Here is a 12,009-nt window from a genome sequence, read left to right on the forward strand (position 1 = left end):
CCGGCTCCCGCAGGACCGGCCGCGCATCATTCAACGCAAGACAGGGTTCAGAGCACCTGCTGGGCCAGCGCGCCGCTGGCGTAGCGGGTGGCCATGGCGTCCAGCGCCACGCCCTTGATCTTGCTGCCCTGGCCTTCGCAACCGAACTCCAGGTAGCGCTGCTTGCAGACCTGCTTGGCGGCCTCGCGGGCCGGCTTGAGCCACTCGCGGGCGTCGAACTTGTCCGGGTTCTCGGCCAGGAACTTGCGCACCGCACCGGTCATGGCCAGGCGGATGTCGGTGTCGATGTTGATCTTGCGCACGCCGTACTTGATGGCTTCCTGGATCTCCTCGACCGGCACGCCGTAGGTTTCCTTCATCTTGCCGCCGTACTCGTTGATGATGGCCAGCAGCTCCTGCGGCACGGAGGACGAGCCGTGCATCACCAGGTGGGTGTTGGGGATGCGGGCGTGGATCTCCTTCACGCGGGAGATGGCCAGGATGTCACCGGTGGGCTTGCGCGAGAACTTGTAGGCGCCGTGGCTGGTGCCGATGGCGATGGCCAGGGCATCGAGCTGGGTGGCCTTGACGAAGGTGGCAGCCTCCTCCGGGTCGGTCAGCATCTGGCTGTGGTCCAGCTTGCCCACCGCGCCGATGCCGTCTTCCTCGCCGGCGTCACCCGTTTCCAGATTGCCCAGGCAGCCCAGCTCGCCTTCCACCGTCACGCCCACCTTGTGGGCCATGTCCACCACCTTGCGGGTGACCTCGACGTTGTAGTCGAAGGAGGACGGGGTCTTGCCGTCTTCCATCAGCGAGCCGTCCATCATCACGGAGCCGAAGCCCAGGCCGATCGCGCCTTCGCAGACCTTGGGGCTGGTGCCATGGTCCTGGTGCATCACCAGGGGGATGTGGGGATACATCTCGCTGGCGGCCAGGATCAGGTGCTTGATGAAGGGCTCACCGGCGTACTTGCGGGCACCGGCACTGGCCTGCAGGATCACCGGGGCGCCGACCTCGTCGGCCGCCGACATCACGGCCTGCACCTGTTCCAGGTTGTTGACGTTGAACGCGGGAATGCCGTAGCCGTTTTCGGCGGCGTGGTCCAGCAGCTGGCGCATGGAAACGAGAGGCATGGTCGACTCCGGTGAAGAGATGGAAGGTTCAAGGACGGCGGGGCCGGCCGGCATGGCGGGTGAAACCGCGCTGTAACCGGGGCAATTCCCCGGAATTCTAGCGGTGGGCATCCCGCCGATCGCAGGTGGCGCGCAGAACTGGCCGGCCTTGTCCCGCCTTTTCACGACCTCCGCGCCCGGCCGGCTTGCCAGACTGGACCCCCCTTCTGCATCCGGATGTCCCCATGCCCGCCACCCAGACCACGCCGCGCGCCGCACCACCGACGCTCAGTGCCGTGACGCCCGGGATCACGACGCTGGCCCTGGCCCACCCGAACCGCCTGCCCCAGGCCCTGGCCGCACAGGCCGGCATCGGCCTGTCACGCGCCCGCAAGCTGGTGAGCCAGCTGTGCGACGCCGGCTGGCTGCTGCGCGAAGGCCCCGTCAACCGGCCGCAGTACCGCCCCGGCCCGCTGCGCCAGGTGGTGCAGCGCTACGCCCTGGACGGGCTGGAGGAAGACCGCCCCTGGCGGCTGGACTTCGCTCCCTGCTTCGACCTGCCGCCCGCGGTGGCGGAGATGACCCAGCACGCCTTCACCGAGCTGCTGAACAACGCCATCGACCACAGCCAGGGCCATCAGGTCACCATCTCGCTGCGGCAGACGCCCACCCAGGTGCAGCTGCTGGTCTCGGACAACGGCCGCGGCCTGTTCGAGACGATCCGGCAGGATTTCGCCATCGACGACCCGGCCCTGGCCGTGCTGGAACTCAGCAAGGGGCGGCTGACCAGCCAGCCCGCTCGCCACACCGGCCGCGGGCTGTTCTACCTGGCCCGCCTGGCCGACGTGATGGACCTGCATGCCAACGCGGTGGCCTACCAGCACCGGGAATGGCAACCCCAGCAATGGGTGCGGGGCCGCGCGATGCGCGAGGTCGGCAGCGCCATCTACCTGGCCATCCGGCTGGACACCGAACGCCGGCTCGACGAGGTGCTGCGATCGGCCAGCCTGGACGGCGAAGGCTACGGCCTGGAGCGTGCCCAGATCCCGCTGCGCCTCCTGACCAGCGAGCGGGTGGCACTGGAGTCCCGCGCCCAGGCCCGCCACGTGGCCGCCCGCCTGGGACAGTTCCGCCAAGCCGAACTGGATTTCAGTGGCGTGGCCCGCATCGGCCACGGTTTTGCCGACGAGCTCTTCCGCGTCTTCGCCCGCGAGTCCCAGGGGGTGGAACTGGTGGTGCGCCACGCCAACGAGGCGGTGACGCGCATGATCGCGATGGCCCGGGCCGGCTGAGCCGGCGCCCGCCTCAGCCCACCCGGCAGACCTTGAGCATGTTGGTGCCGCCCGGCGTGCCCATGGGCTCGCCGCAGGTGATGGCGTAGGTGTCGCCGGGCTTGAGCACACCGCTGGCCACCAGCAGGTTCTCGGCCTCGGCCAGGGCCTGCTCGCGATCGGTGTAGCGCGGCACCAGCAGCGCCCGCACATTGCGGAACAGGGCCATGCGGCCGCGGGCCACGGGCTGGCTGGTCAGGCCGTAGATGGGCACATGGATGTTGTGCCGGCTCATCCACAGCGGGGTCGAGCCCGATTCGGTCAGCGCGATGATGGCCTTGCAGCCCAGGTGGTAGGCGGTGAACAGCGCCCCCATGGCGATGGACTGGTCGATGCGGCCGTAGATGCGGTCGCTGAACTGGGCGTCCAGCCGGGTGTCCTCGGTGCGCTCGGCCTCCTCGGCGATGGCGGCCATGTGCTGCACCGTCTCCACCGGGTAGCGGCCCGCGGCCGTCTCGGCGCTGAGCATCACCGCATCGGTGCCGTCCAGCACCGCATTGGCCACGTCCGACACCTCGGCGCGGGTGGGCACCGGGTTCTGGATCATGGACTCCATCATCTGCGTGGCGGTGATGACGACCCGGTCCATCTCGCGGGCCATGCGGATCATCCTCTTCTGCAGGCCCGGCACGGCAGCATTGCCCACCTCCACGGCCAGGTCGCCGCGGGCCACCATGATGCCGTCGCTGGCCTTGAGGATGGCCTCCAGCTGCGGGATGGCCTCGCTGCGCTCGATCTTGGCGATCATGGCCGGCTTGTGCCGCCAGGGCTCACCGGCCACATTGGCCAGCTGGCGCGCCATCTCCATGTCGGTGGCGCTCTTGGGAAAGCTCACCGCCAGATAGTCGCACTGGAAGGACATCGCGGTCTTGATGTCCTCCATGTCCTTGGCGGTCAGGGCCGGCGCGGTGAGGCCGCCGCCCTGCTTGTTGATGCCCTTGTTGTTGGACAGCTCTCCACCGATGGTGACCACGGTGTGCACCCGCTCGTCCTGCACCCGCTCCACCGTCAGCACGATGAGGCCGTCGTTGAGCAGCAGCACGTCGCCGGCACGCACGTCGCGGGGCAGTTCCTTGTAGTCCAGGCCCACGCCGTTCACGTCGCCGGGCTCGGTGCGCGCGGCATCCAGCACGAAGGGCGCGCCGGGCTCCAGCATCACCTTGCCCTGGGCAAACTTGCCCACACGGATCTTGGGGCCTTGCAGGTCGGCCATCAGGGCCACCGGCTTGCCCAGCCGGGTGGCGATGTCGCGCACCAGCGTGGCCCGGTCGATGTGGTCCTGGGCGCTGCCGTGGCTGAAATTCAGCCGGACCACGTCCACCCCGGCGGCGATGAGCCGCTCCAGGACCACCGGGTCGCTGGAGGCAGGGCCGAGGGTGGCGACGATCTTGGTGGCACGGGGCATGGGCAGCGGTCTCCTGGGATGTGTTGGCAGCGGGCACCCATGCCCGCGCCTTGTCCCGTCGATTATCCGCAGCCCGCGCCCGGTGTGCAGCCTCTCAGCCCGCGTTGCGGGCCGCGGCCACGTCGGCCGAGGCCAGGGCCGTCATGTTGACCACCCGACGCATCGAGGCCTGCGGGGTCAGGATGTGGGCCGGTGCGGCCGCGCCCAGCAGGATGGGGCCCACCGTGACGTTGTGGCCGGAAGACACCTTCAGCACGTTGAACAGGATGTTGGCGGCGTCCAGGTTGGGCATCACCAGCACATTGGCCGCGCCCTTGAGCGTGGAGTCCGGCAGGCGCACGTCGCGCACACTCTCGGACAGGGCCGCATCACCCTGCATCTCGCCGTCGCACTCGATCTGCGGCGCGCGGGCGACGAACAGATCGCGCGCGGCGCGCATGCGCTTGGCGCTGGGCCGGTTGGAGCTGCCGAACATCGAATGGCTCAGGAAGGCCACCTTGGGCGGCAGGCCGAAGCGCTGGACTTCCTCCGCGGCCATCTGGGCGATGCTGGCCAGTTCTTCGGCCGAGGGCAGCTCGTTGACGAAGGTGTCGGTGATGAACAGGGTCTGCTGGTCCATGATCAGCGCGTTCATCGTCGCCATCGTCGAGACGCCGGCGCGCGCGCCGATCACAGAGCTGATGTGGTCGAAGTGGGCGTCGAAGCGGCCCACCAGGCCGCACAGCATCGCATCGGCATAGCCCAGCTTGACCAGCAGGCTGGCGATCAGGGTGTTGGAGCGGCGCACCGCGGCCTTGGCCGCCTCGGGCGAGACGCCATCACGGGCCATCTGGCGGTGATAGGCCTCCCAGCACTCGCGGAAGCGCGGATCGTCCTCGGGGTTGACCAGCTCGAAGTCCACGCCCGGCTTCATGCGCAGGCCGGCGCGCTCGATGCGCATGGCCACCACGGCCGGACGGCCGATCAGGATGGGCTTGGCCAGACCCTCGTAGATCACCTCCTGCACGGCGCGCAGCACGCGCTCGTCCTCGCCTTCGGCATAGACCACGCGGGCCGGCGCGGCCTTGGCGGCCACGAAGACCGGGCGCATGAACATGCCGGTCTGGTAGACGTACTGGCTCAGGCTGACGCGGTAAGCGTCCAGGTCGGCGATGGGGCGGGTGGCCACGCCGGATTCGGCGGCGGCGCGCGCGACGGCCGGCGCGATGCGCAGGATCAGGCGGGCATCGAAAGGCGTGGGGATCAGGTAGTCCGGGCCGAAGCGCAGGTCCTTGCCGGCATAGGCGGCGGCCACCTCATCGGAGGCCTCGGCCTTGGCCAGCGCGGCGATCTCGTGCACGCAGGCCACCTTCATCGCCTCGGTGATCTTGGTGGCGCCGCAGTCCAGCGCGCCACGGAAGATGTAGGGGAAGCACAGGACGTTGTTGACCTGGTTCGGGTAGTCCGAACGGCCGGTGGCGATGATGCAGTCCGGGCGCGCCGCCTTGGCGATCTCCGGGCGGATCTCCGGCTCCGGGTTGGCCAGGGCCAGGATGATGGGATCGCGCGCCATGGTCTTGACCATCTCGCCGGTCAGCACGCCGGCGGTGGAGCAGCCCAGGAAGACGTCGGCATCCTTGACCGCGTCGGCCAGGGTGCGGCCATCGGTCTTCTGGCAGAAGCGCCGCTTGGACTCGTCGAGCTTGCCGGCCAGGGCGTCGGCACGCTCGCTCTGGATCAGGCCCTTGGAATCGCAGACGAAGATGTTCTCGGTCTTCACGCCCAGGCTGACCATCAGGTCCAGGCAGGCGATGGCGGCGGCGCCGGCACCGGAAACGGCCAGCTTGACCTCGCCGATCTTCTTGCCCACCAGTTCCAGGCCGTTGAGCAGCGCGGCGCTGGAGATGATGGCCGTGCCGTGCTGGTCGTCGTGGAAGACGGGAATGGACAGGCGCTCGCGCAGCTTCTTCTCGATGTAGAAGCACTCGGGCGCCTTGATGTCCTCGAGGTTGATGCCGCCCAGCGTGGGCTCCATCGCCGCGATGATGTCGACCAGCTTGTCGGGGTCGTGCTCGGCCAGCTCGATGTCGAACACGTCGACACCGGCGAACTTCTTGAACAGGCAGCCCTTGCCTTCCATCACCGGCTTGCCGGCCAAGGGGCCGATGTTGCCCAGGCCCAGCACCGCGGTGCCGTTGGTCACCACGCCCACCAGATTGGCGCGCGAGGTGTAGTCCGCCGCCAGCGAGGGGTCCTCCTCGATCGCCAGGCAGGCATAGGCCACACCGGGGGAATACGCCAGGCTCAGGTCACGCTGGTTGGCCAGGGGCTTGGTCGGCGTGACGGCGATCTTGCCGCGCGTGGGGCTGCGGTGGTACTCCAGCGCAGCGTCGCGCAGGGCTTGTTCGGCAGGCGAAAGAGAAGGCTTGGTCATGAACGGTGGCGTCAAAGAAGTGCGCGGGTGCCGCCGGCCCCGATGGCCGAGGACACCCGCGACAGCGGACGCACAATCTATTCCTGACCGGAGAGGAAAGCGCCCCCCATGTCGATGTCATGCAAAACTTGCATAACACCATGTCGAGGGGCGCGTCCCCGGGGTCAGCCCGCCGCGCGCTTGGCCAGGATCTCGAAGGCCGGCAGGGTCTTGCCCTCCAGCACCTCCAGGAAGGCGCCGCCGCCGGTGGAGATGTAGCCCACGTCCTGCTCGATGCCGTACTTGGCGATGGCCGCCAGGGTGTCGCCGCCGCCGGCGATGCTGAAGGCCTCGCTGGACGCAATCGCCCGGGCGATGGTCTCGGTGCCGTGGGCGAAGGCGTCGAACTCGAACACGCCCACCGGGCCGTTCCAGACGATGGTGCCCGCGGCCTTGAGCTTGTCGGCCAGGATGGCCGCCGTCTTCGGGCCGATGTCCAGGATCAGGTCGTCGTCGGCCACCTCGCTGGCGGCCTTGACGGTGGCCGGCGCATCGGCGGCAAAGGTCTTGGCGCAGACCACGTCCACGGGGATGGGCACCTCGGCGCCGCGGGCCTTCATGGCCTCGATCACCGCGGTGGCCTCACCCACCAGGTCCGGCTCGGCCAGGCTCTTGCCGATCTTCAGGCCCGCGGCCAGCAGGAAGGTGTTGGCGATGCCGCCGCCCACGATCAGGCCATCGACCTTGCTCGACAGGCTTTGCAGGATGGTCAGCTTGGTGCTGACCTTGGAGCCGGCGACGATGGCAATCAGCGGGCGCTTCGGGTTCGCGAGCGCCTGGGTGATGGCGTCGATCTCGGCGGCCAGCAGCGGGCCGGCGCAGGCCACCTTGGCGTACTCGGCGATGCCGTAGGTGGTGCCTTCGGCGCGGTGGGCGGTGCCGAAGGCGTCGTTGACGTAGATGTCGCACAGGGCGGCCATCTTCTGCGCCAGCTCGGGCTTGTTCTTCTTCTCACCCTTGTTGACGCGGCAGTTCTCCAGCAGCACGACCTGGCCGGGGGCCACGTCCACGCCGTCGACCCAGTCGGCCACCAGCTTCACCTCGCGGCCCAGCAGCTCGGACAGGCGCGCGGCCACCGGGGCCAGCGAGTCCTCGGGCTTGAACTCACCCTCGGTGGGGCGGCCCAGGTGGGAGGTGACCATCACCGCGGCGCCGGCCTGCAGGGCCATCTCGATGCAGGGCACCGAGGCGCGGATGCGGGTGTCCTCGGTGATGCGGCCCGCGTCGTCCAGCGGGACGTTCAGGTCGGCGCGGATGAAGACGCGCTGGCCCGCCACTTGGCCTTGGGCGACGAGATCGGCGAAACGGATGACGTTCATGGTGGTATCGAGGAAGACGTGGGTTGGTAACCAGGGTGAAATCGCTATTTTGGCCGCGGATGCAGGGAAGGCCAAACGCAGCCCCGTATATTGAGGCCGGAACGCCTTGCTCACCATGCCCGACCATCCTGCCGCCGCCCCGTCCGCTCCCATCCTGCATGTGCTGGGCGAGGCCCTGATGGACTGCTTTGCCGAACCCGACGGCCGCCTGCTCCCCCGCATGGGCGGCAGCCCCTTCAACCTGGCCCGCGCGGCCGCCCTTCAAGGCCGTGCGGTGCGGTGGATGACGCCCTTCTCGACCGACGCCTTCGGTCAGGCCCTGCGGCGTCAGGCCGAGGCCGACGGCATCGCCCCGGGTGGCCCCGGCAGCGCGTGGCCCACCGCGCTGGCGGTGGTCAGCTTCGAGGGCGACAGCGCCCGCTACGGCTTCTACCGCGAGGGCATCGCCGACCGGGACTGGTCGCCCGTCTCGGTGCTGGCCGCCCTGGCGGATCAACCACCCGGCGTGCTGCACACCGGCTCGCTGATGCTGGTGCCGCCGCAGCACGAGGCCACGCTGCGGGTGATGGAAACCCTGGCCGCGCGCGGCTGGACGATCAGCCTGGACATCAACCTGCGCCCCCGCCTGGCCGCGGACCTGGACGCCTACCGCTCGGCCGTGTGGGCCGCGCTGGCCCACGCACATTGGGTCAAGGCCAGCGACGAGGACCTGGCCGTGCTGATGGACCTCCCCGCCCTCCCATCGCTGAACGAAGCCCCTGCCCTGTGGCAGCGCCTGCGGCAACCCTCCCACCGGCGCGGCGCCCTCACCTTCGGCGCACGAGGCGCCTGGCTGAGCGTGGGGGATCGAGGCGCCGCCTTGCCGGCTGCGGCCACGCAGGTGGTGGACACGGTGGGCGCAGGCGACACCTTCTGGGGCACCTGCCTGGCCGACTGGCTGGAGGACGCGCAGCACGCCCCCGGTGCCGCCGCGCAAAGGGTGGACGCCACCCTGCGGCGTGCGTTGCGGGCCGCCGCGCTCAACTGCGCTCGTGCCGGCTGCCAGCCCCCGACCCGCGCCGAGCTGGACGCCACCGGGGGCTGATCAGCCGCCCCAGCCCAGGCCCAGGCGCAGCACCAGCATGACGGCCGTGCCGCACACGATGGTGCCCAGGATGTCGCGCCGCCAGGCGAACCAGCCAGCCGCCGCCAGCGCGCCCCACAGCCGCGGCGCCTGCCAGCTGTGCAGCAATTGGCCGTGGTCCATCAGCACCTCGGGCGCCACCACGGCCATCAGTGCGGCCAGCGGCGCATAGCGCAGCGCATCGCGCAGCCAGCCGGGCATGGGGATGTCGCGCCGCGGCAGCGAGAAGAAGCCACGGGTCACGATGGTGATCACGGTCATGCCGATCAGGGTGATCCAGGTCTCCAGCGGGCTCATCACAGCTCCTTGCGCTGGGCCAGCAGGCGACCGGCCGGGGCCAGGTGGTCCATCACCAGACCGATGGCGACCGCTGCGGCGATGGCCACCACGATGTTGAGCTTGAGCGGCAGCGCGTAGGCCGCCAGCGCGGCACAGGCCGCCACGGCGCCGGCCACCCAGGTGGCACGGTCCACCAGCAGGGTGCCGGTCAGACCCATCAGCGCCAGGGTGCCGGCAAAACCCAGGCCCCATTCGGTGGGAATGTGGTGGGCCAGCACGATGCCCAGCACCGAGAAGCCCTGCCAGGCCAGCCAGTTCACCGCCGCCCCGCCCCAGAAGAAGGGCCACTGACCCGACTGGGGCACAGGATCGGGGTAGGCCTTGACGAACAGGACGTAGTTCAGGTCACCGGCCAGGTAGGCGTGGGCCACCTTCTGCCAGAAGGGACGGTGGCCGAAGTAGGGCCGCCAGCCGGCACTGAAAATGACGAAGCGCAGGTTGACGCAGGCCGCGGTGGCCCAGACCAGCCACATCGGCGCGCCCTGCACGATCAGCGGCAGCGCCGCCAGCTGGGCACTGCCGGCAAAGACCAGCAAGGTCATGGCCAGCGACAGCGGCACGCCCAGGCCGCTCTTGACCATGGCCACACCGGTCACCAGGCCCCAGGCGCCTATACCCAGCGAGGCACTGCCCAGTTCCCGGAAGCCCCGGGCGAACGCGGGATCCCGCCACAGCGGCGAGGTCCCGGAGGTGTCGTCATGCATGTCGCCATTGTGGCCGAGGGCTCTTGGCCCCGGTCACCGGCGGGACGGTCAGGCGGGCTTCTTGACCCAGGCGTTGCACCAGCCGTTGGCGTGGATCTGCTTGCGGCCGAACATGGCGCAGCCCGCCCACTCGTCGGTGGCGGCGCCCTGGAAGAAGCCGCAGTCCACGCAGCGCTGCGAGGGCTGGTGCTTGGGGAACTTGGCGCTGTCGACCTTGGTGGTGTCGTGCTTGTAGCCCAGGGCCACCGCGGTCTCGTCGGTTTCCTCGACGTGCTTGACCGGCAGGGCCGCCAGGGCGGATTCGGACAGGGCGGCCCCCGCACCAGCCACACCCAGGGCCTGGATCATGAAGACGCGACGGGAGAAGAAGGAAGAGTTCATGCTGCGTACTCCAGCCGGAGGGCCAGCCTCCGGCGCGGGAGGGAGCCCTCGGCCCCCTCCCCGGTCATCGAAAGATCAGACGAAGGTGATCAGCTCTTGGGCAGCTTGAACACCCACATCATGCCGCCCTGCTCGAGGAAGTTGACCCGCTTGGCCACTTCGCCACCCCACAGCGGCACGGCGCCACCCCAGCCCGAGGCCACGGCCACGTACTGCTCGCCGTTCTGCTGCCAGGTGATCGGAGGGGCCACCACGCCCGAACCGGTCTGGAACTGCCAGACCACCTTGCCGGTCTTGGCGTCGGCCGCCTTCAGGTAGCCCTCGGGCGTGCCCCAGAAGACCAGGTTGCCGCCGGTGGTCAGCACACCACCCCACAGCGGGGCGTTGTCCTTGACTTCCCAGACGATCTTGCCGGTCTTGGGGTCCACCGCACGCAGGGCACCGATGTAGTCGTCGTTGAGCGGCTTGATGGTGAAGCCCGCGCCCAGGTAGGCCGCGCCCTTCTTGTAGGCCACCGGCTCGTTCCAGATCTCCATGCCCCACTCGTTGGAGGGCACGTAGAACAGGTGGGTCTGCGGGCTGTAGGCCATCGGCATCTGGTTCTTGCCGCCCAGGAAGCCCGGTGCCGCGAAGACCTCGCTGCCCTTCTTGCCGTCGCCTGCGGTCGGATCACCCGGGCGGTTTTCCGGCACGAAGTTCGGACGGCCGGTCTTCAGGTCCACGCCCGTGGCCCAGGTGATCTTCTTGACGAAGGGGAAGGCGTTCTGCAGCTTGCCGGTGTTGGCGTCCAGCACGTAGAAGAAGCCGTTGCGGTCGGCCTTGGCGCCCAGGCGCTTGCCGTCCTGGTCGAAGGTGATGAACTCGTTGGCGCCGTCGAAGTCCCAGCTGTCGTTGGGCGTGCCCTGGTAGTGCCAGACGATCTTGCCGGTCTTCACGTCGATGGCGACGGTGGAGCAGGAGAACAGGTTGTCGCCCTTGCGCAGGTGGCTGTTCCAGGGGGCCGGGTTGCCGGTGCCGAAGTAGGCCAGGCCGGTCTTGGAGTCGTAGGTGCCGCCCAGCCAGGTGGCCGCGCCGCCGGTCTTCCACAGGTCACCCGGCCAGGTCTGATTGGTCGTGCCGGAGATGCCGTTTTCCTTCTTGTTGCCGTCCTTGTCCCAGATGTAGCCCATGTGGCCTTCGACGGTCGGGCGGGTCCAGACCAGCTTGCCTGTCTTGGGGTCACGCGCCTCGACGCGGCCGACCACGCCGAATTCGCCACCGGACACGCCGGTCAGCAGCAGGCCGCCCGCGATGATGGGAGCGGCGGTGGCCGAGTAGCCGGCCGAGTAGTCGTCGATCTTGGTCTTCCAGACCAGATCACCGGTGTCCTGCTTCAGGGCCACCAGCTGGGCATCCAGCGTGGCGAAGATCACCAGATCGTCGTACAGCGCGGCGCCGCGGTTGACCACGTCGCAGCAGGGCATGATGCCCTCGGGCAGACGGTGCTCGTACTTCCAGAGCTTCTTGCCGGTGGCGGCATCCAGCGCGTACAGGCGCGAGTAGGAACCGGTGATGAACATCCGGCCGTTGTAGACCAGCGGCTGGGCTTCCTGGCCGCGCTGCTTCTCACCGCCGAAGGAGAAAGCCCACACGGGGGTCAGCTTGCTGACGTTGGCCGTGTTGATCTTGTTGAGCGGCGAGAAGCGCTGGCCTTGCGGGGTGCCTCCCCAGCTCAGCACATTGCCCGAGGCCGAAGACTCGGTGTCGATCATCTGATCGGTCACGCCGGCAGCGTGGGTGGTGGCAGCAGCTGCCAGGCCAATGGCCATCATCAGGTTCAAGAGGGTCGGTCGCATGTTGTCTCCTCGTGGGTGGGCGCCGTCCG

The 12,009-nt window shown here is 69.1% G+C and carries 10 protein-coding genes; 2 read left to right on the top strand and 8 right to left on the bottom strand.

Translation table 11 applies throughout. From position 1 onward, the window contains the following. Positions 1 to 47: 47 nt before the first annotated feature. Positions 48 to 1,112, bottom strand: a complete 1,065-nt coding sequence (fba, locus tag LRM40_RS15165) for a class II fructose-bisphosphate aldolase (protein WP_151123611.1) — start codon at positions 1,110 to 1,112, stop codon at positions 48 to 50. A gap of 224 nt (positions 1,113 to 1,336) precedes the next feature. Here fba and LRM40_RS15170 point away from each other — a divergent pair, with 224 nt between their 5' ends. Continuing rightward, positions 1,337 to 2,383 (top strand): ATP-binding protein, encoded by a 1,047-nt coding sequence (locus LRM40_RS15170; protein ID WP_151123612.1) that lies wholly within the window; start codon positions 1,337 to 1,339, stop codon positions 2,381 to 2,383. Between the two features lie 13 nt (positions 2,384 to 2,396). Here the strand turns inward: LRM40_RS15170 and pyk are convergent, their stop codons facing one another. The 3 genes from pyk to LRM40_RS15185 form a co-directional block, all read right to left on the bottom strand. Beyond that, entirely contained in the window at positions 2,397 to 3,827 is a 1,431-nt protein-coding gene (gene pyk / locus LRM40_RS15175) for a pyruvate kinase (RefSeq protein ID WP_151123613.1), read from the bottom strand. A 94-nt stretch (positions 3,828 to 3,921) separates the two neighbouring features. Then, positions 3,922 to 6,240 carry an NADP-dependent malic enzyme gene (locus LRM40_RS15180; protein ID WP_151123614.1) on the bottom strand — a complete coding sequence of 773 codons (2,319 nt, stop codon included), beginning with the start codon at positions 6,238 to 6,240 and terminating at the stop codon, positions 3,922 to 3,924. Positions 6,241 to 6,404: 164 nt separating this feature from the next. After that, a complete protein-coding gene (locus LRM40_RS15185; RefSeq protein WP_151123615.1) occupies positions 6,405 to 7,598 on the bottom strand; it encodes a phosphoglycerate kinase in 1,194 nt (397 codons plus the stop codon). A gap of 115 nt (positions 7,599 to 7,713) precedes the next feature. Between LRM40_RS15185 and LRM40_RS15190 the strand changes: the two genes are divergently transcribed. Further along, positions 7,714 to 8,682 (top strand): PfkB family carbohydrate kinase, encoded by a 969-nt coding sequence (locus LRM40_RS15190; protein WP_151123616.1) that lies wholly within the window; start codon positions 7,714 to 7,716, stop codon positions 8,680 to 8,682. Here the strand turns inward: LRM40_RS15190 and LRM40_RS15195 are convergent, their stop codons facing one another. The 4 genes from LRM40_RS15195 to LRM40_RS15210 all read right to left on the bottom strand — a co-directional run bounded on the left by LRM40_RS15195 (position 8,683) and on the right by LRM40_RS15210 (position 11,980). Continuing rightward, positions 8,683 to 9,018, bottom strand: coding sequence for a branched-chain amino acid transport AzlD family protein (locus tag LRM40_RS15195; RefSeq protein WP_151123617.1), 336 nt, complete (start codon positions 9,016 to 9,018; stop codon positions 8,683 to 8,685). Further along, entirely contained in the window at positions 9,018 to 9,764 is a 747-nt protein-coding gene (locus tag LRM40_RS15200; RefSeq protein WP_151123618.1) for an AzlC family ABC transporter permease, read from the bottom strand. Before LRM40_RS15200 ends, LRM40_RS15195 begins: the two co-directional genes overlap by 1 nt. A 48-nt stretch (positions 9,765 to 9,812) precedes the next feature. Continuing rightward, on the bottom strand, positions 9,813 to 10,145 hold the full coding sequence (locus tag LRM40_RS15205) for a high-potential iron-sulfur protein (protein WP_151123619.1): 333 nt from the start codon (positions 10,143 to 10,145) through the stop codon (positions 9,813 to 9,815). An 89-nt stretch (positions 10,146 to 10,234) separates the two neighbouring features. Continuing rightward, positions 10,235 to 11,980, bottom strand: a complete 1,746-nt coding sequence (locus LRM40_RS15210; protein ID WP_151123620.1) for a PQQ-dependent methanol/ethanol family dehydrogenase — start codon at positions 11,978 to 11,980, stop codon at positions 10,235 to 10,237. Positions 11,981 to 12,009: the final 29 nt, after the last annotated feature.

Source organism: Ideonella dechloratans (assembly GCF_021049305.1).
GTDB lineage: Bacteria > Pseudomonadota > Gammaproteobacteria > Burkholderiales > Burkholderiaceae_C > Ideonella > Ideonella dechloratans.